The 18,374-nt window shown below is 69.3% G+C and carries 15 protein-coding genes; 10 read left to right on the forward strand and 5 right to left on the reverse strand.

What is annotated here, in order from left to right:
- The first annotated feature begins 16 nt into the window (after positions 1 to 16).
- The 3 genes from ABZY89_RS10015 to ettA all read left to right on the forward strand — a co-directional run bounded on the left by ABZY89_RS10015 (position 17) and on the right by ettA (position 4,110).
- Positions 17 to 1,669: a YfjP family GTPase gene (locus tag ABZY89_RS10015; RefSeq protein WP_355226752.1), complete on the forward strand. Its 1,653-nt coding sequence runs from the start codon at positions 17 to 19 to the stop codon at positions 1,667 to 1,669.
- A gap of 149 nt (positions 1,670 to 1,818) precedes the next feature.
- The gene (ssb, locus tag ABZY89_RS10020; protein ID WP_355226754.1) at positions 1,819 to 2,346 is read left to right on the forward strand and encodes a single-stranded DNA-binding protein; all 528 of its coding nucleotides are present in this window, start codon (positions 1,819 to 1,821) and stop codon (positions 2,344 to 2,346) included.
- An 81-nt stretch (positions 2,347 to 2,427) separates the two neighbouring features.
- The gene (gene ettA / locus ABZY89_RS10025; RefSeq protein ID WP_355226755.1) at positions 2,428 to 4,110 is read left to right on the forward strand and encodes an energy-dependent translational throttle protein EttA; all 1,683 of its coding nucleotides are present in this window, start codon (positions 2,428 to 2,430) and stop codon (positions 4,108 to 4,110) included.
- 81 nt (positions 4,111 to 4,191) lie between these two features.
- Here ettA and ABZY89_RS10030 read toward each other — a convergent pair whose 3' ends face one another.
- The gene (locus tag ABZY89_RS10030; protein WP_355226757.1) at positions 4,192 to 5,487 is read right to left on the reverse strand and encodes an MFS transporter; all 1,296 of its coding nucleotides are present in this window, start codon (positions 5,485 to 5,487) and stop codon (positions 4,192 to 4,194) included.
- Between the two features lie 228 nt (positions 5,488 to 5,715).
- On the opposite strand from ABZY89_RS10030, the gene ABZY89_RS10035 reads away from it, so the two are divergent.
- A complete protein-coding gene (locus tag ABZY89_RS10035; protein WP_355226758.1) occupies positions 5,716 to 6,195 on the forward strand; it encodes a MarR family transcriptional regulator in 480 nt (159 codons plus the stop codon).
- Between the two features lie 49 nt (positions 6,196 to 6,244).
- Here the strand turns inward: ABZY89_RS10035 and ABZY89_RS10040 are convergent, their stop codons facing one another.
- Positions 6,245 to 7,459, reverse strand: coding sequence for an acetyl-CoA C-acetyltransferase (locus ABZY89_RS10040; RefSeq protein WP_355226760.1), 1,215 nt, complete (start codon positions 7,457 to 7,459; stop codon positions 6,245 to 6,247).
- A gap of 136 nt (positions 7,460 to 7,595) precedes the next feature.
- Here ABZY89_RS10040 and ABZY89_RS10045 point away from each other — a divergent pair, with 136 nt between their 5' ends.
- Positions 7,596 to 8,438 (forward strand): thioesterase family protein, encoded by an 843-nt coding sequence (locus ABZY89_RS10045; RefSeq protein ID WP_355226761.1) that lies wholly within the window; start codon positions 7,596 to 7,598, stop codon positions 8,436 to 8,438.
- A gap of 6 nt (positions 8,439 to 8,444) precedes the next feature.
- Here the strand turns inward: ABZY89_RS10045 and ABZY89_RS10050 are convergent, their stop codons facing one another.
- The 3 genes from ABZY89_RS10050 to ABZY89_RS10060 all read right to left on the reverse strand — a co-directional run bounded on the left by ABZY89_RS10050 (position 8,445) and on the right by ABZY89_RS10060 (position 11,128).
- On the reverse strand, positions 8,445 to 8,999 hold the full coding sequence (locus ABZY89_RS10050) for a hypothetical protein (protein WP_355226763.1): 555 nt from the start codon (positions 8,997 to 8,999) through the stop codon (positions 8,445 to 8,447).
- A gap of 94 nt (positions 9,000 to 9,093) precedes the next feature.
- Positions 9,094 to 10,053 carry a DUF389 domain-containing protein gene (locus ABZY89_RS10055; protein WP_355226765.1) on the reverse strand — a complete coding sequence of 320 codons (960 nt, stop codon included), beginning with the start codon at positions 10,051 to 10,053 and terminating at the stop codon, positions 9,094 to 9,096.
- Positions 10,054 to 10,099: 46 nt separating this feature from the next.
- Positions 10,100 to 11,128: a magnesium transporter CorA family protein gene (locus ABZY89_RS10060; RefSeq protein WP_355226767.1), complete on the reverse strand. Its 1,029-nt coding sequence runs from the start codon at positions 11,126 to 11,128 to the stop codon at positions 10,100 to 10,102.
- 210 nt (positions 11,129 to 11,338) lie between these two features.
- On the opposite strand from ABZY89_RS10060, the gene ABZY89_RS10065 reads away from it, so the two are divergent.
- Genes ABZY89_RS10065 through ABZY89_RS10085 form a run of 5 tightly spaced genes read left to right on the forward strand, consistent with a single transcriptional unit; the run spans position 11,339 to position 18,371 of the window.
- Complete coding sequence (locus ABZY89_RS10065; RefSeq protein ID WP_355226769.1) at positions 11,339 to 11,491, forward strand: hypothetical protein; 153 nt, start codon at positions 11,339 to 11,341, stop codon at positions 11,489 to 11,491.
- A complete protein-coding gene (gene kdpA, locus ABZY89_RS10070; protein WP_355226770.1) occupies positions 11,488 to 13,152 on the forward strand; it encodes a potassium-transporting ATPase subunit KdpA in 1,665 nt (554 codons plus the stop codon). The genes ABZY89_RS10065 and kdpA overlap by 4 nt, the downstream gene beginning before the upstream one ends.
- Positions 13,149 to 15,221 carry a potassium-transporting ATPase subunit KdpB gene (gene kdpB / locus ABZY89_RS10075; protein ID WP_355226772.1) on the forward strand — a complete coding sequence of 691 codons (2,073 nt, stop codon included), beginning with the start codon at positions 13,149 to 13,151 and terminating at the stop codon, positions 15,219 to 15,221. Before kdpA ends, kdpB begins: the two co-directional genes overlap by 4 nt.
- 2 nt (positions 15,222 to 15,223) lie before the next feature.
- A complete protein-coding gene (gene kdpC, locus ABZY89_RS10080; protein WP_355226774.1) occupies positions 15,224 to 15,838 on the forward strand; it encodes a potassium-transporting ATPase subunit KdpC in 615 nt (204 codons plus the stop codon).
- A gap of 4 nt (positions 15,839 to 15,842) precedes the next feature.
- Complete coding sequence (locus tag ABZY89_RS10085; RefSeq protein ID WP_355226775.1) at positions 15,843 to 18,371, forward strand: ATP-binding protein; 2,529 nt, start codon at positions 15,843 to 15,845, stop codon at positions 18,369 to 18,371.
- The last annotated feature ends 3 nt before the right edge of the window (positions 18,372 to 18,374 follow it).

Below are 18,374 nucleotides of genomic sequence, written 5' to 3' on the forward strand. Positions count from 1 at the left end.
GATTGAAGGGGGATCATTGAGCGGCCTGCTCGAAGGTGCGAAGAACCTGGTCAGCCGAGGTGGAGATCTCGGTGATCGGCTGGACGGACTGACCGCTGCGACCGTGGCGGCGACGGGGCGCCTCGACGACGGACTCGTCGAGGACGCGCGCGCCGTGGTCAACAAGGCTCAGGGACGCCTCAAGCTCTCCGCCGACCACACGGTCGTCGGGGTCGCGGGGGCGACCGGGTCGGGCAAGTCGTCCACGTTCAACGCCCTGACCGGGCTGGAGCTCTCTGCCGTCGGTGTCCGGCGGCCGACCACCTCCTGGGCGACCGCCTGCGTGTGGGGTTCGGAGGGCGCTCAGGAGCTCCTCGAGTGGCTGGGCATCCCCGAGCGTCACCAGACCACCCGCGACTCGATGCTCGACACCCGCCGTGAGGGGCACGAGCTCGACGGCGTGGTGCTGCTCGACCTGCCCGACCACGACTCCACCGAGGTCTCCCACCATCTCGAGGTCGACCGGCTGGTCGAGCTCGCCGACATGCTGGTGTGGGTGCTGGACCCGCAGAAGTACGCCGACGCGGCCATCCACGACCGCTACCTGCAGCCGCTCCGGACCCACTCCGAGATCATGGTCGTGGTGCTCAACCACATCGACCGCGTTCCCGAGGACCGTCGGGAGTCGATGCTGGGTGACGTACGCCGCCTGCTCGACCAGGACGGGCTGCGAAACGTGCCGGTGATCCCGGTCTCGGCCAAGCTCGGCTGGGGGATCCCGCAGCTCAAGACCGAGATCGCCCAGCGGGCCGCGGCGAAGCGGGCCAACAAGTCCCGGCTCTCCGCCGACATCAAGACCGCTGCCGTGAAGCTCGCCAAGGCGTCCGGTGACGCCAAGCCGCGTTCCCTGGCCAAGCCCCGGGTGGAGGCCCTCGAGGACGCCATCTCCGAGGCCGCCGGGGTGCCGACCGTGGTGGACGCGGTCGAGCGGTCCGTACGCACCCGGGCCAGTGCGGCCACGGGCTGGCCGCTGGTCTCGTGGGTCTCCCGGCTGAGGCCGGATCCGTTGAAGCGGCTTCACCTCGCGCTGGGGGAGGAGGCGACCCAGCTGGCCGGGCGCGCCCGGACCTCGCTGCCGCAGACCACCGCCGTCGAGCGCGCGCGGGTCGACACCGAGGTGCGTCAGCTGGCCGACGAGGCCGGCGCCGGGCTCGCCTCGCCGTGGCGCGACGCGATCCGGCGGGCATCGGTCTCGCGGATGGATGACCTCGCCGACAGGCTCGACGCCTCGGTCGGTGGAGTCGACCTGAATGCCGAGCGGCTGCCGCTGTGGACCGGGCTGGTCAAGGCGCTCCAGTGGCTTCTCATCATCCTCGCCACCGTCGGACTCGTGTGGTCGGTGGCGCTGCTTCTCTCCGGAACCGCTCAGATCGGCGACGTGACGCCCTCTGTTGCCGGGGTCGAGCTGCCGTACGTCCTCTTCATCGGGGGTGTCGGGCTCGGCCTGGTGCTGTGGGCCGTGTGCCATCTCCTGGTGATCAGCACCGCTCGACGGCGGGCGCGGGCGGCCGATGCGCGGCTGCGTACGGCGGTCGCCGACGTGTCCCGTGAGCTCGTCGTCGACCCGATCGAGACCGAGTTGGCGGCCTACACCGCCCTTCGGCACGGGGTGGCCAAAGCGCTGCGCTGACCGGTCGGCGGGCCGATCACTGTCCACAGGCACTGTTCGATCCGGGGTTGTCCACAGGCGGACGTACGCAGCCCGGAACTGTCGGTGGTCGAGCGCAGGGTTGTGCCCGAGGCCCGCATCAGGCGGGCGCGAACTCTGAGGAGACAACGATGAACGACTCGATCATCACCCTGCGCGGCAACGTCGGTGCCGACCCCGTCGTGCGGAGCGTCGGTGAGTTCTCGGTCGCGAACTTCCGGATGGCGTGCACACCGCGGAAGCTCAACCGGTCCACCGGGGAGTGGACGGACGGCGTGACGCAATGGTTCTCGGTGAGTGCCTGGCGTCAGCTGGGGGAGAACGTCGGGCGCTCGCTGCGCAAGGGCGACCCGGTGGTCGTCCAGGGACGGCTGTCCGCCCGCAGCTACGTCAACAAGGACGGTCTCGAGGTCAACACCTTCGAGGTCGAGGCGACCGTTGTCGGCCATGACCTCAACCGCGGTATGTCCAGCCTCTCGCGCAACCCGCGCTCTCTGGCCGCAGTCGCCGCCCCCGCCCCCGAGCCCCGCGACGACGACCCCGAGCGCGACCCGCTCTCCGACTGGCGGGCGCCGGGCGCGGACCCGTGGGACCAGACGCCGGCAACCGCGGACGATGGCGAGGCGACTGATGAGACGGAGGCGTCTGTGGCGGCGTGAGGTGAGCCGGGCGGGCGCAGGCCGCTGTGGCGGGGTGCGCCGGTTGTACCGGCGTGCCTCTCCCTCATTAGGGTGGGCACCATGGCCGACTACATCCTCTCCCTGCGCAATGTGCGCAAGGCCCACGGCGACAAGGTCGTCCTCGACAACGTCACCCTCTCGTTCCTGCACGGTGCCAAGATCGGCGTCGTCGGCCCGAACGGCATGGGTAAGTCCTCGCTGCTCAAGCTGATGGCCGGGCTGGACCATCCCAACAACGGCGACATCGTCCGCGACCAGGACGCGACCGTCGGGATGCTCCAGCAGGAGCCGCCGCTGACCGAGGGCAAGACCGTCCTCGAGAACGTCGAGGAGGCGGTCAGCGAGATCAAGTCGAAGATGAAGCGCCTCGAGGACGCCTACATGGAGATGGGTGACCCCGACGCCGATCAGGACGCTCTGATGGCCGAGACCGGTGACCTCCAGACCTTCCTGGACAACATCAACGCTTGGGACATCGACTCCAAGCTCGAGCAGGCCATGGACGCGCTGCGCTGCCCTCCGGGGGACGCGATCGTCGACAACCTCTCCGGTGGTGAGCGCCGCCGGGTCGCGCTGTGCAAGCTGCTCCTGCAGGAGCCCGACCTGCTGCTCCTCGACGAGCCCACCAACCACCTCGACGCCGAGTCGGTGCAGTGGCTGGAAGGTCACCTGAAGAGCTACAAGGGCGCCGTTCTGGCGGTCACCCACGACCGTTACTTCCTCGACAACGTCGCCGAGTGGATCGCCGAGGTCGACCGTGGCTCGATCCACGGCTACGAGGGCAACTACTCCACCTACCTGGAGACCAAGAAGGACCGTCTCAAGGTCGAGGGCCTCAAAGACGCCAAGCGCGCCCGGATGCTCGAGAAGGAGCTGGAGTGGGTCCGCTCCAACGCCAAGGCCCGCCAGACCAAGTCGAAGTCGCGTCTGGCCCGCTACGAGGAGCTCGCCGCCGAGGCCGACAAGGCCCGCAAGATCGACACCGCCGACATCAACATCCCGCCGGGCCCGCGCCTGGGCGACGTGGTGATGGAGGCCAAGGGTCTGGTCAAGGGCTTCGAGGGCCGCACGCTGTGGGACGACATCTCGTTCTCGCTCCCGCGTGCGGGCATCGTCGGCATCGTCGGCCCCAACGGTGTCGGCAAGACCACGCTGTTCCGGATGATCACCGGCTCCGAGAAGCCCGATGCGGGTGAGCTCAACGTCGGCCAGACGGTGAAGATCTCCTACGTCGACCAGAGCCGCGGCGGCATCGACCCCAACAAGAACGTCTGGGAGGTCGTCTCCGACGGACTCGACTTCATCAAGGTCGCCAACTTCGAGATGAACTCGCGGGCCTACGTCGCCTCCTTCGGCTTCAAGGGTCCCGACCAGCAGAAGAAGGCCGGCGTGCTCTCCGGTGGTGAGCGCAACCGCCTCAACCTCGCGCTCACCCTGAAGCAGGGCGGCAACATGCTGCTGCTCGACGAGCCCACCAACGACCTCGACGTCGAGACGCTCTCCTCGCTCGAGGACGCGCTGCTCGACTTCCCCGGCTGCGCAGTGGTCACCTCCCACGACCGGTGGTTCCTCGACCGCATCGCCACCCACATCCTCGCCTGGGAGGGCACCGAGGAGAAGGAGGGCGAGTGGTTCTGGTTCGAGGGCAACTTCGAGTCCTACGAGGCCAACAAGATCGAGCGCCTCGGCCAGGAGGCCGCCCGCCCCCACCGCGTCACCCACCGTCGCCTCACCCGCGACTGACCAACCCGCGCCGAGTCGGCGCGTTCTGACCAAAACCCCCGCCGAGTCGGCTCGTCACAACGAGCCGACTCGGCGCGTTGGTCACAGGGTGGCGGGCTCCTGGGTCGCTGCGGGGCGTACGCCGTTCACGGCGGGGGTGATCCGGCGCTCCAGGCGCATCGAGGCGGCGACGATGCCGACACAGCCGACCACCATCAGCGCGATGAATGCCGTCGACTGGCCGTGCTCGAGCAGGAAGCCGGCCAGGATCGGGCCGATGATCGCCCCGGTCTGGAACGAGGCCGAGTTGATCGCGTTGTAACGCCCGCGCAGGTGGTCAGGCGCCATGTCGTTGGTCAGGGCCGGGTAGGCCGACTGCATCAGCGTCTCGCCGAGGGCGAAGAAGATTCCCTGGAAGGCGACTACGCCGACAATGGCCGCGACGGAGCCTGGCACCAGGCCGGTGGCTCCGAACACCACCCAGGCCAGGCCCCAGATCGCGGCGGTGGCGACGAGCACTCGCGTGCGTCGCCGTCCGCTGACCCGGTTCATCACCCAGAACTGGGCGAGCACGATCACGGCGCAGTTCACCACGAACGCGAATCCGATGACCCGGGTGGAGACCTCCGCGATCTGACGCGAGTAGGCCGGGAACCCGCTCTCGATCTGGCCATAGCCCAGGGTCGAGAGCAGCACGCCGATCACCACCAGCCAGACGACCTCGGGACGGCGCAGGATCGTGGCGTACGACGCGGCCGCGTCGGGCTCGTCGGCAGCAGGACGCGCTGCACGGCCGTGCAGGTGACGCAGCGGGCCGAGCAGAACCAGCGCCGGGATCGTGAAGGTGGCGGCGTTGGCGAGGAAGGCGTAGGTGAACGTCTCGGGCCGGCTCACGTCGATGAAGAGACCACCGATGACGCCGCCGACGCCGATACCGAGGTTGATCAGCGCGAAGTTCACCCCGTAGTAGCGCTGCCGCAGCTCACCCTCGACCACGGTGGCGACCAGGGCGTTGGCAGCCGGCCAGGACACCCCGGCCTGGACGCCCAGAAGGCACAGCGCCGCGCCGGCGAGCACCGGGGTGGTGGCGAAGGCGAGCATCACGTCACCGGCGATCGCGCAGACCAGGCCGCCGAGGATGACGGGACGGGCTCCGTACTTGTCGATCAGGCTGCCCGCCGGGCCGGTGACGATGAAGCCGGTGATGGCGATCAGCCCCATCAGGGTGCCGGCGAGACCGAGGTCGAAGCCGCGTACCTCATGTAGGTAGATGATCGTGAATGGCAGCGTCATGCCTCGACCGAGGAGCTGGATCGCAACCGTCGACAGGAGCCAGCGGCCCTCGCGTGGAAGTGCGGCTATGAAGTCACGGAGACCGAGAGCAGGGGGAGTCGACACCGAACAATCTTCGCCTTTACCTGGAGCCGTGGCGAATTGTTTCTGGGGCCTGTGATGGCGTGGGCCGCCTCGATTGCCGGGCTAAGGTCCCGGGTCATTCTGCCGTTGGTCCCGACTGTTTCAGGGCTCTCGTCCCGGGTTCGGATCGAACCTTCGGTGACAACTTCCTGGCCGTTAAGGGGTGCCAGTGCATGGAACAGCCCGCAGACAGGGCTAACGTAATGCCCCGTGGGTGATGAGACTCGGTGGCTGAATGAAGAGCAACAGCGCTCGTGGCGTGCGCTGATGATGGGGATGACCCTGCTCGATGACCGCCTGGACGCCGACCTACGCACTCGCTTCGACATCTCGCTCCCGGAGTACGAGATCCTCGTACGCCTCTCCGAGAACGACGGCGCCATGCGGATGGCGCAGCTCGCCGACTCGCTGGCCCACTCGCGCTCCCGGATCACGCACACGATCACCCGGATGGAGCGCGCCGGGCTGGTCGAACGCCGCAACTCGGCCGAGGACGGCCGCGGTGTCGTCGCCACCCTCAGCGATCGCGGCTTCGAGCTGCTGCGCGAGGCGGCTCACGTCCACGTCACCGGCGTACGCGACTACCTCATCGATCTGGTCAGCGAAGAAGACTTCGCGGCTCTGGGTCGAGTGATGAACGCCGTCTCCGACCACCTCATCAGCGACCGCCCCGGCATCGAGATGCGCTGAGATCCGCCGAGTCGGCTCGTCATAACGAGCCGACTCGGCGGAAGTTGCATCAGATGCGCTCGAGGATCATCGCCATGCCCTGGCCGCCGCCGACGCACATGGTGATCAGACCGGTGGTCTTGTCGTGCCAGTCGAGGCTGTTGAGCATGGTGTTCTGCAGGCGCGCGCCGGTCATGCCGAAGGGGTGACCGACGGCGATGGCGCCGCCGTTGATGTTGAGGCGGTCGATGTCGATGCCGAGGTCCTGGTAGGACGGGATCACCTGGGCCGCGAAGGCCTCGTTGATCTCGACCAGGTCGATGTCGCCGATCGACATGCCGGCGTACTTCAGTGCGTTCCGGGTCGCCTCGACCGGGCCGAGGCCCATGATCTCGGGGGAGAGGCCGGAGACGCCGGTGGACACGATCCGGCCCAGCGGGGTGACGCCGAGCTCGGCGGCCTTGGTGTCGGACATGACCACGACGGCGGCGGCGCCGTCGTTGAGGGCGCAGCAGTTGCCGGCGGTGACAGTGCCGTCCTCGCGGAAGACCGGCTTGAGGCCGGAGATGGCCTCCAGGGTCACGCCCGCGCGGGGGCCGTCGTCGGCCGAGACGACGGTGCCGTCGGGGGTGGTGACCGGGGTGATCTCGCGGGCCCAGAAGCCGTCGGCGATGGCCTTCTCGGCGAGGTTCTGGGAGCGTACGCCGAACTCGTCCATCTCGTGGCGCGAGATGCCGCGCGAGGTGGCGAGGTTCTCAGCGGTGTGGCCCATCGCGATGTAGACGTCCGGCAGCAGGCCGTCCTGACGCGGGTCGTGCCACTTCTCGTTGGACGCGGCGGTCGCGGTGGTCCGCGACTGGGCGTCGTCGAAGAGGTGGTTGACGGTGTCGGGCAGGTGGTCGGAGGTGCCCTTGAAGAAGCGGGACACGGTCTCGACACCGGCGGAGACGATGATGTCGGCCTCGCCGGCCTTGATCGCGTGCAGCGCCATCCGTGAGGTCTGCACCGAGGAGGAGCAGTAGCGGGTGATGGTCGCGCCGGGCACCTTGTCCCAGCCGTTCAGCACGGAGACCACGCGGCCCATGTTGTTGCCCGACTCGCCGCCCGGCAGACCACACCCGAGCAGCAGGTCGTCGATGTCGTTGGGGTCGAGGCCCTCGACCTTGCCGACGGCTTCCTTGGTGATGAGTGCCGCAAGGTCGTCGGGACGGAAGTCCTTCAGAGATCCCTTGTTGGCTCGCCCGATCGGGGTGCGGGCGGCGGCGACGATGACTGCCTCAGGCATGAAGACTCCCGGTTACTGATGAGTAGGTAGAACTGTGGTCGACACCATACTCGCCCGGACAGCGTCTGGTCGCCAGGCCCAGTGCCCAAGATCATCTGGAAGGATCGGCCACGTGCGCCACCTCTACGAATGCCCCATGCGTTGGGCCGACCTCGACATGCTCGGCCACGTCAACAACGTCGTCTACGTCGACTACCTCCAAGAGGCACGCGTGGACATGCTGCGCACGCACGCCCGGAGCCCGCAGACCCAGGGCCTGGCCGAGGGGGTCGTGGTGGCCAGCCACCAGGTCACGTACGTCGCCCCGCTGCTCTTCGACTTCACGCCGGTCTACGTCGAGTCGTGGGTGACCGACATCCGGGCGGCCAGCTTCACGATGGCCTACGAGATCTTCCGGGACCAGCCCGACGGCACCCGCAAGGTCTTCGTGCGGGCGAGCACGGTCCTGGCGCCGTACGTCTTCGCCACCGAGTCGCCGCGCCGGCTCAAGCCCGAGGAGAAGGCCAACCTCCAGCCGTATCTCGAGGCCCACCCCGAGGGATGGTCGCCGAAGCCGCTCGCGCTGGGCGAGCCGAAGCGGCTCGAGGACGGGCGCTTCCCGCTCTTCGTCCGGTTCTCCGACGTCGACGCGTACGGGCACGTGAACAACGTGAAGTACTTCGAGTACTTCCAGGAGTCGCGACTGGCGCTGATGATGCGGCTGAAGTCGCACAATGACATCGAAGGGTGGCCGTCCGTCGTGGTCGCGCAGACCGACGTCACCTACCACGCACCGGTCCTCGCTCGCTCGGAGCCGTACGACGTGTGGAGCTACGTCTCCCGGCTGGGCACCAAGTCGATGACGATCGAGTCGGAGATCGCCGACGGCGACCTCAGGCTCGCCCGCGGGCAGGTCACGCTGGTCTTCTACGACCTGGAGTCCGGGAAGGCCATCGAGCCCAGCCCGCAGGTGCGTGCGGCTGTCGAGAGCGTCCTCTAGACGGCCTCAGTCGCGCCGGTCGTCATCGTCGCAGTCGTCGCGGCGGTCGTAGCGGTGCTCATAGTGCTGGTCGCGCCGGCAGTCGTCGCCGTCGTCGCTGTCGCCGTACCAGCCATCCGCGTCCCACTGACTCCAGTCCCAGCCGTCCTGGGTCGCGGTGAAGTCCTGCCCGGGCATGCCCGGGACCTGACCTGAGGTCTCGTCCGACTTCTCCCCGCCGCGCATCTTCCGGGCGCTCAGCGTGCTGCCCTCGGTGGGCTGCTTCGCGCTCGGCGCCGATTCGGGCGGCGCGAGCAGGTCGCGGGAGGCGAGCTGGGTGGCGAGCGAGGCGTCGGGCGGCGGGGGCAGGGTGCCGACCGAGGTGTCCTCGGCGGCGTCGATGGGCTCGGGCGGACCGGTCGGGCCATCGGCGAGCCGGCTCTGCAGGCCGCTCGCCTGGTGCGCGGGCCGACTCGACTGGTCCGGCCCAATCGACCGTATCCCTCCGATGAGCAGTGCCATCGCGACGAGGGCCACGACTGCAAGCCCGACTCCGACGATAGCCCGCTGAATTGCCCGCATGCGTCCTCCGAGAGCGCTCTGGTCAACCAAATGTTCTGCTTGAGTCCAGTAGCCTCCCAGTGCTTGCGTCAGTTGTCGAGAAGCGGGACCTTTGTCAGCGTTTCCTGAGCCGCGCCACGAACCGCGCGCGGCGTTCGGAGACGTGCTGCCACACGTACTGCTGGACGAGGAGGGTCAGCCAGCCGGCGAGTGCCATGCCGGAGACGTTGACGACGAGCTGCAGGGTGCTGCCCCAGATCTCCTCGCCGAGCCCGAAGGCGAGACCCAGGGCCACGTTGGCGGCAGCCGGGATGGTCGTGACCGAGATGAACACGCCCGACAGGTTGCCCGCCCGCGCCGAGGTCAGCGCGAGCACTCCGGCGGCGGCCGCGATCAGCGCGACGATGAAGGACCACTTGTCGGGGGTGTAGATGAACGCCGTGCCCGGCCGCTCGGCGGTGACGTTCGCGGCCGTGATCCAGCCCAGCCCGCGGGCGACGAGCGCGGCCAGCGTGGTCATGGCGATACCGACCGCGAACCCCACCAGCAACGTACGCAGCGCCTGGCCCAGCAACCCGAAGCGGCGGCGCACCAGGGCGACGCCGAGCGCGGCGATCGCGCCGAACTCGGGTCCGATGACCATCGCCCCGATGACCAGGATCTGAGAGTCGAGGATGATCGCGATGCCGGCCAGCATCGTGGCCAGGCTGATCAGGCTCAAGTAGGTCCAGTTGGTCTCGGAGTCCTCGTAGGCTCGCTGGGTCACCTCGGCCCACACCACCGAGTCGGCGCTGCTGCCCGGGGCGAGGTGGTCGGCGGTCAGGCCGGCCTCGGACATCCACGTCTGCACCGGCTCGACATGGAGGCTGCCCTCGTGGTGTACACCCAGGTCGCGGAGCTGGTCGATGATGTCGTTGGCCGCCTCCCGGGCGACCGCGGCGAGCACCACATCGCCCTCCGGGTGCAGCGAGGCGCCCGTCAGGGACGAGAGCTCGCTGACGGCGGGGTCGGTGGTGAGGATCTCGAGGACCGCGGGTGTCAGGCGCGTCGGCGAGGTGATCCGCAGCTGCAGCATGGGCACATTGTGGCCCAGGCGTTCGTCGTCGAGCCCGGCCCCAGGGTCACAGCCAGCGTCTGGCCTTGAGCAGCACGTACAGGACGATCGCGGCGACCACGATGATGCCGCTCGAGACGATGAAGCCGCTGAGCTGACCGAAGCCGGGGTAGGGGACGTTCTGGCCGAAGAAGCCGGTGACCAGGGTCGGGGCGGCGATGATGGCGACCCACGCCGAGATCCGCCGCATGTCGTCGTTCTGCCGCACCGAAGTGGCGGCCAGCTCCTCGGTGGCCAACGCCAGGTGAGTGCTGGTGCGAGCCTGGTAGAAGTCGATCACTCCGCGCACGAACTCGCCCTGCCCGTCGGCCATCGTGCGCACCATGTCGAACCGGTCGGCCAGCTCGGCCGATCGTGCCGCCAGACCCGCGACCGGTCCGGTCCCGCGGCGCGCCACCGCGCGACACGTCTCCGCGCTGTGCGTGGCGATGGTGCGTACGGTCAGCAGGGCGTGACCGACCTGGAACAGGTCCTCCAGGAGGGTCGCCGGATCGTCGTCGGGGTCGTCGTCGGTCACCTGCTGCTCGATCCGACCGGACTCGCGAGCGAGGTCGGCGACGAGCTGCGTCTCGCGGCGAATCATCGACGAGGCGATGGCGTGGGACAGGTCCCAGGACGTACGTAGGTCGACCTCGCCCTTCAGGATCCGCTGACGCACGCGGTCGGTGTCGATATGGGCCACCTCGGGGGCGACGACCGGGTTGACCGGCCCGTGCACGGTGACCAGGTAGTTCGCCCCGATGAACTGGTCGAGCTCGACGTAGTGCACGTGCCCACCGGTCCCGAGCTTCGGCGCGTGCAGCACAGTGAAGACGTGGTCCTCGTAGAAGTGAAACTTCGAGATGTGGTTGCGGGCCATGCAGTCGCCCAGAGCGAGCGTATGGAAGGGAAACCAGTGTCCGAGCTGCTCGGACGCCTCCTCGTCGCACTGCGGCACGTCGATCCACACCACGGTGTCCGGCTCGTCGAGCAGATCGGGCACCTCCTTCGGGACGTGCTCGGTGAGCCCCGTCGGGCGCAGTGCGTAGACCATCATGTGGGGGCCTCTCCTCAGATCCAGTTGCGGCGGCGGAAGAGGATATAGAGGACGACGTTGACGGTCAGCATCAGCCCGAGCGCCATGATGATCACGTCCGCACCGGGACCCTGGCACCCCCGGTCAAGGATGCGTCAATCGCGATGCGTACGCCGTCAAGGAACCGTCAAGGCCGGCGCTCAGCGGCCTCGGCGGGGCTGCAATGGAGTCGTGCTAGATCTCGTCTACATCCTCATCACGCTGGTGTCCTTCGCGGGGCTCGCTGCGCTCGTCGGTCTCATCGACCGGCGGTTGGGCCAGCCCTCCGACACCGACACCGGCGACGCCCCCACCGAGACCGAGCCGCAGGCGGTGAGCCGATGAGCCCCGTCGCCGCCGCCGTCCTGCAGATCGTCGTCCTGATCGCGGCGCTGGCCCTCGCGGTCCCTCTCTTCGGCCGCTATCTCGCCCACATCTACACCAGCCCGAAGCACCTGCGCGCCGAGACGGTGGCCTACCGCGCGCTCAAGGTCGACGCCGAGGCCGACCAGCACTGGCGCTCGTACGCGATGTCGGCGCTGGGCTTCTCGCTGGCCGGGATCCTGTTCCTGTTCGCCTTCGGAAGGCTGCAGAACCTGCTGCCGCTCGACGGAGGCTTCGACCCGCTGCCCAGCGACGGCGCCTGGAACACCGCGGTCTCGTTCGTGACCAACACGAACTGGCAGTGGTACTCCGGAGAGGCGGCCACCGGCCACCTGATCCAGATGGCCGGGCTCGCGGTGCAGAATTTCGTCTCCGCCGCGGTCGGTCTCTCCGTCGCCGCGGCCTTCGCGCGCGGGCTCGCCCGCACCCGCAACCAGGGAAGGATCGGCAACTTCTGGGTCGACCTGGTGCGTACGACGGTCCGGGTCCTGTTGCCGGCGGCCTTCGTGGTCGCGATCGTGCTGGTCGCGGCCGGGGCGGTGCAGAACCTGCACGCCGTGCACGAGATGACCACGCTGACCGGCGGCACCCAGCCCCTGACCGGAGGACCGGTCGCCAGCCAGGAGGCCATCAAGGAGCTCGGCACCAACGGCGGCGGCTTCTACAACGTCAACTCCGCCCACCCCTTCGAGAACCCCAACCCGTTCACCAACCTGCTCGAGATCTGGGCGATCCTCGTGCTGCCGTTCTCGATGGCCTGGGCCTTCGGCCTGATCGTCAAGGACAAGCGCCAAGGCGGCGCGGTGGTGGCCACGATGGGCGCCCTCCTCACCGTCGGCATCACCCTGCTGACCTGGGCGGAGATGGCCGGCCCCGGCACCGCTCCGCAGCTCGCCGGAGCCGCGATGGAGGGCAAGGAGACCCGCTTCGGCGAGGCCGCATCGGCGCTCTTCGCCGCCGCCACCACCGGCACCTCGACCGGTGCCGTCAACGGCATGCACGAGAGCCTGACCGCACCCGGTGGCGGCGTCGCGCTGTTCGGCATGATGCTCGGCGAGATCGCACCCGGCGGCGTCGGCTCCGGTCTCTACGGCATGCTCATGCTCGCCGTGGTCACGGTCTTCCTGTGTGGCCTGATGGTGGGACGTACGCCTGAATACCTCGGCAAGAAGATCAGCCGTGACGAGATGGTGCTGGTCGCGGTCTACATCCTGACCACACCGATCCTGGTGCTGGTCGGCGCGGCGATCGTGCTGACCGTTCCGGCAGGGCTGGCCGGCCTCTCGACCGACGGCCCGCACGGCCTCTCCGAGGCGCTGTACGCCGTCACCAGCGCCGCCAACAACAACGGCTCCGCCTTCGCCGGCATCACCTCGGGCACCCCGTTCTGGAACACGCTGCTCGGGATGCTGATGCTGCTCGGCAGGTTCGTCCCGATGGTCTTCGTGCTCGCTCTGGCGGGCCGGTTCGCGACCGCCAACCGGCTGCCGGACAACGCCGGCACCCTGCCCACCCACCGCCCGCTCTTCGTAGGCCTGCTGACCGGCGTCGCGCTGGTCGTGGTCGGCCTGACCTTCGTCCCGGCTCTCATGCTGGGCCCGATCGTGGAGTCCCTGTCATGACCCAGACCCCCGTACGTACCCCTGAAGAACACACCGAGCACGACACCCATGTCGAGGCGGCAACGTCGGTGCTCACGGCCAAGCAGATCGCCGAAGCGGTGCCTGGTGCGCTGCGCAAGCTCGATCCCCGCAAGCTGGTGGCGACCCCTGTCATGCTCGTGGTCGAGATCGGTGCGGCCGCCACGACCGTCATGTCGGTCCTCGACCCGTCGGTGATGGGTTGGCTGGTCACCGTCTGGCTGTGGCTCACCGTCGTCTTCGGCTCCCTGGCCGAGTCGGTCGCCGAGGGCCGCGGCAAGGCCCAGGCGGCCAGCCTGCGTGCACTGCAGACGGAGACCACCGCGCGCCGACTGCAGGGTGGTCTCGGCGGTGCCGAGGAGGTCGTCGCCTCCACCGGCCTACGCGCCGGCGACGTCGTCGTGGTCGAGGCCGGGGAGCGGATCCCCGGCGACGGCGACGTCATCGAGGGAGTCGCGAGCGTCGACGAGAGCGCAGTCACCGGCGAGTCCGCTCCGGTGATCCGCGAGTCCGGCGGCGACCGCTCGGCGGTCACGGGCGGCACTCTGGTCCTCTCGGACCGGATCGTCGTCCGGATCACCTCCGACCCGGGCCACTCCTTCGTGGACCGGATGATCGCCCTGGTCGAGGGCTCGGCGCGGCAGCGTACGCCGAACGAGATCGCACTCAACGTGCTCCTGACCAGCCTGACCGCCATCTTCGTGGTCGTCTGCTGGAGCCTCTACTACCTGGCCGGCTACTCCGGCGCGCACCAGTCCTGGCTGGTCCTGACCGCCCTGCTGGTCTGCCTGATCCCGACCACCATCGGCGCGCTGCTGAGCGCGATCGGCATCGCCGGCATGGACCGGCTCGTACGCCGCAACGTCCTGGCGATGTCGGGAAGGGCCGTCGAGGCGGCCGGTGACGTCGACGTGCTCCTGCTCGACAAGACCGGCACGATCACGTACGGCAACCGGCAGGCGTACGAGGTCATCCCGGTCACCGGGGTCACGCTGACCGGCGCCGAGAACGCCGCGGTCCTGGCCAGCCTCTCCGACCAGACGCCTGAGGGTCGGAGCATCCTGACTCTCGTCGGGCGTTCCATGGGCGGGCCGGCGGAGGCCACGATGGTGGACTTCTCCGCCACGACAAGGATGTCCGGCCTGGACAGCCCAGGCCTGAGCGTACGCAAGGGCGCCGCCTCCGCGGTGACGGCCTGGGTCAAGGAGAACGGGGGCCAGGTGCCCCCGGAGACCGCCGTGATCGTCTCCGAGATCGCCGAGACCGGCGGCACCCCGCTCGTCGTCGCCGAGCACCGCAACAGCGACCCGGCACGGGTGCTGGGCGTCGTACATCTCAAGGACGTCGTCAAGGACGGCATCCGCGAGCGGTTCGAGGAGCTGCGCGCGATGGGCATCAAGACGGTGATGATCACCGGCGACAACGCGGCCACCGCTGCGGCCATCGCCAAGGAGGCGGGCGTCGACGACTTCCTCGCCGAGGCGACCCCGGAGGACAAGCTCGCCCTGATCCGGCGCGAACAGCGTGGCGGGCGGATGGTCGCGATGTGCGGCGACGGCACCAACGACGCCCCCGCGCTGGCGCAGGCCGACGTCGGCGTCGCGATGAACACCGGGACGACCGCAGCCAAGGAGGCCGGCAACATGGTCGACCTCGACTCCGACCCGACCAAGCTGATCGACGTAGTCGAGATCGGCAAACAGCTGCTGATCACCCGGGGCGCGCTGACCACCTTCTCGGTGGCCAACGACGTCGCGAAATACTTCGCGATCCTGCCGGCGATGTTCGTCGGCGCCTTCCCCGCGCTGGACGTCCTCAACATCATGCGGCTGTCCTCGCCGGAGTCGGCCATCGTCTCCGCGGTGGTCTTCAACGCGCTGATCATCATCGCGCTGATCCCGCTGGCGCTGCGCGGCGTCCGCTACCGGCCCTCCTCGGCCTCGGCCCTGCTGCGCCGCAACCTGCTGCTCTACGGGGTCGGCGGCCTGATCGTGCCGTTCGTCGGGATCAAGCTGCTCGACCTCGTCATCTCCCTCATCCCAGGACTGTGAACATGTCAGATCTCTATGCGCTTCTTCGTCACTCCCTCGCCGGGCTCCGCGTGCTCATCGCCGCGACGCTGCTGTGCGGGATCATCTACCCGCTCGTCGTCACCGGCGTCGCCCAGGCCGCCTTCGGATGGCGTGCCGACGGCTCCCTGGTCACCGAGTCCGGCGCGCACACCAACGACCCCGCCGAGGCGGTCGGCTCGGCCCTGATCGGGCAGGGCAACGACGACGAGGGGCTCTTCTACCCGCGTCCCAGCGCGGCCGGCGAGGGCTGGGACACGCTGTCCACGTACGGCTCCAACCTCGGCCCGGAGGACCCGGACCTGGTCAAGGCGATCACGGAGCGCCAGCGCGAGATCGCCGCGCGCGAAGGCGTCGCGGTCGACCAGGTCCCCGCCGACGCCGTCACCACCTCCGCATCCGGCATCGACCCCGACATCTCACCGGCTTACGCAGCCCTCCAGGTGTCCCGGGTTGCCCGCGCCAACGGGCTCTCGGAGGAGGAGGTGACGGCGCTGGTGGCCGAGCACACCGACGGCCGGACCTTCGGGATCCTCGGTGAGCCGCGGGTCAACGTGCTCGAGCTCAACATCGCGGTGCGCGCGCAGAGGGTTGAATAGGGACGTGCAGACCACGTCAACGGACGGACGGTCCCCGCGGAAGCGGGGCCGTCTGACCGTCTATCTCGGAGCCGCGCCAGGCGTCGGCAAGACGTACGCCATGCTCGGCGAGGCGCAACGGCGGCAGGCGCGGGGGACCGATGTGGTGGTCGGGTTCGTCGAGACCCACGACCGCAGCAACACCGCGCGCCAGATCGAGGGGCTCGAGGTGATCCCGCGCCGGGAGCTCGACTATCGCGGGGCGACCTTCACCGAGCTCGACGTGGAGGCGGTGATCGCCCGTGACCCGAAGGTGGTCTGCGTCGACGAGCTCGCCCACACCAACGTGCCCGGCAGCCGGCACACCAAACGGGCCCAGGACGTCGAGCAGATCCGCGCGGCCGGGATCGACGTGATCACCACCGTCAACATCCAGCACCTGGAGTCCCTCAACGACGAGGTCGAGCGGATCACCGCCGTACGCCAGCGGGAGACCGTGCCCGACGATCTCGTGCGGACCGCAGACATGATCCATCTGGTCGACATGGCGCCGGAGGCGCTGCGGCGGCGGATGGCTCATGGCAACGTCTACAAGCCCGAGACCATCGATGCCTCGCTGACCTCTTACTTCCGGGTCGGCAACCTGACTGCGCTGCGCGAGCTGGCGCTGCTGTGGCTCGCGGACCGGGTCGACGACGCGCTCGGCGACTACCGCCGCGAGCACCAGATCGCGCACCCGTGGCCCACCAAGGAGCGCATCGTGGTCGCGGTCACGGGTGGGCCGGAGACCGAGACCCTGCTGAGGCGTGGGGCACGGCTGTGCCAGCGTGCCAAGGGATCCGAGCTGCTGGCCGTGCATGTGATCTCGGCTGACGGCCTGGCCCGGCCCGCGGGCAGCGACGTGCCCAAGAGCCAGGAGCTCACCCGGTCGCTGGGAGGCACGTTCCACACGGTCATCGGCGATGATCCGGCCGCGGCGATCGTGGACTTCGCGGTCGGCGCCAACGCCACGATGATCATCGTCGGAGTCTCCCGGCACGGCCGGGTCCGGCGGCTGTTCACGGGCAGCACGGGTGATCGGATCGCCATCGCCGCGGGCAGCATCGACGTACATCTGGTCACGCATGAGCATGCTGGAGCAGGCGTACGTCTGCGGCGGCCGCGCTCCGCGCTGGGCCGCTCCCGGCGCATCGCGGGCTGGCTGGCGGCGATCGCGCTGCCGTTCATCGTCCTCGGCGGGCTCTACCTGGTGCCCTCTGAGAACCGCAACGCCCAGCTGCCCGTGGCGAGCCTGCTGATGACCGGGGCGATCATCGCGGCGGCGCTCATCGGCGGCCGCTGGGCATCGGCAGCAGGTGCCTTGATCGGTGCGGGCCTGCTGAACTTCTTCTTCACCCAGCCGTACTTCGACCTGGTCGTGCAGAGCCCGCACAACATCCTGGCCCTGGCGGTCTTCCTGACCATGGCGCTGGCGGTTGCCGGGGTCGTCGACCAGGCGGCCCGGCGCTCCGAGGAGGCAGCGCGGGCGCGGGCAGAGGCAGCGACGGTGAGTGCTCTGTCGAGGTCGGTCCTCACCGGTCAGGACACCGCTGAGGCGATCGTCCATCGCGTACGCGAGAGCTTCGGCCAGCGGTCGGTCGCGCTGTTGAGCTCGAGCGCCACCGGATGGCACGCGCTGGCCGCGGTCGGCGAAGACCCGGCGCGAGAGCCCGGGGCGGGCGACACGGTGGTCAGGGTCGACGACGACCATGTGATCGTCCTTCGTGGCGAGCCGCTCCGGGCGGCCGACCAGCGGGTCTTGGACGCGTTCGCGGTCCAAACCTCTTTGGTGCTCGAGTACCGCCGGCTGCGCGACCAGGCCGACCGGGCTCTCGCGCTGGAGAAGGCGGAGCAGACCTCGACCTCGCTGCTCCGCGCCGTCTCCCACGACCTGCGTACGCCGCTGGCCACCATGCGGGCATCCCTCGACGGCTTGCTCGGTGGGCGGGTCCCGGAGTCCGACCGGATGGAGCTGGTCGAGTCCGCGGCCGGGTCCGCCGAGCAGCTCGAGTCCCTCATCGACGACCTCCTCGACCTGTCCCGGGTGGACGCCGATCTGGTCCATCCGGTCATCCGCACCGTGAGCCTGGACGAGTCGTTGCCGCTCGCCATCGCGGGGCTGCCGCCCGGATCGGTCGCTCTGGAGGTGGGTGAGGACGCGCCCCTCGTACGCACCGACTCGGCCCTGCTGGAGCGGGTGGTCGCCAACGTGGTCGGCAACGCCGTCCGCGTGTCCAAGGGCGAGCCGGTCCGGGTCCTCGCCCATGTGACCCCGGAGACTGTGGAGGTGATGATCGTGGATCGTGGCCCCGGTGTGCCCGCGGCGCAGCGGGAGCGGATGTTCGAGCCGTTCCAGCGTCTCGACGACACCTCGCCGGGCGGACTGGGCCTCGGCCTGGCCGTGGCGCGCGGGCTGAGCGAGACGCTCGGCGTCAGGATCACCGCCGAGGACACCCCCGGCGGCGGACTGACGATGGTCCTGGCCGTGCCCCGCGCCGTGCCCGGTCAGGAGTGACGG

This window comes from Nocardioides sp. NPDC006303 (assembly GCF_040613175.1).
GTDB lineage: Bacteria > Actinomycetota > Actinomycetes > Propionibacteriales > Nocardioidaceae > Nocardioides.

Bases quoted from the DNA above. Each gene is read 5' to 3' on its own strand.
- ssb (WP_355226754.1), top strand. From the start codon at position 1,819: ATGAACGACTCGATCATCACCCTGCGCGGCAACGTCGGTGCCGACCCC.
- ABZY89_RS10055 (WP_355226765.1), bottom strand. From the start codon at position 10,053: ATGCTGCAGCTGCGGATCACCTCGCCGACGCGCCTGACACCCGCGGTC.
- ABZY89_RS10060 (WP_355226767.1), bottom strand. From the start codon at position 11,128: ATGATGGTCTACGCACTGCGCCCGACGGGGCTCACCGAGCACGTCCCG.
- kdpB (WP_355226772.1), top strand. From the start codon at position 13,149: ATGACCCAGACCCCCGTACGTACCCCTGAAGAACACACCGAGCACGAC.
- kdpA (WP_355226770.1), top strand. From the start codon at position 11,488: ATGAGCCCCGTCGCCGCCGCCGTCCTGCAGATCGTCGTCCTGATCGCG.
- kdpC (WP_355226774.1), top strand. From the start codon at position 15,224: ATGTCAGATCTCTATGCGCTTCTTCGTCACTCCCTCGCCGGGCTCCGC.
- ABZY89_RS10050 (WP_355226763.1), bottom strand. From the start codon at position 8,999: ATGCGGGCAATTCAGCGGGCTATCGTCGGAGTCGGGCTTGCAGTCGTG.
- ABZY89_RS10040 (WP_355226760.1), bottom strand. From the start codon at position 7,459: ATGCCTGAGGCAGTCATCGTCGCCGCCGCCCGCACCCCGATCGGGCGA.
- ABZY89_RS10045 (WP_355226761.1), top strand. From the start codon at position 7,596: ATGCGTTGGGCCGACCTCGACATGCTCGGCCACGTCAACAACGTCGTC.
- ettA (WP_355226755.1), top strand. From the start codon at position 2,428: ATGGCCGACTACATCCTCTCCCTGCGCAATGTGCGCAAGGCCCACGGC.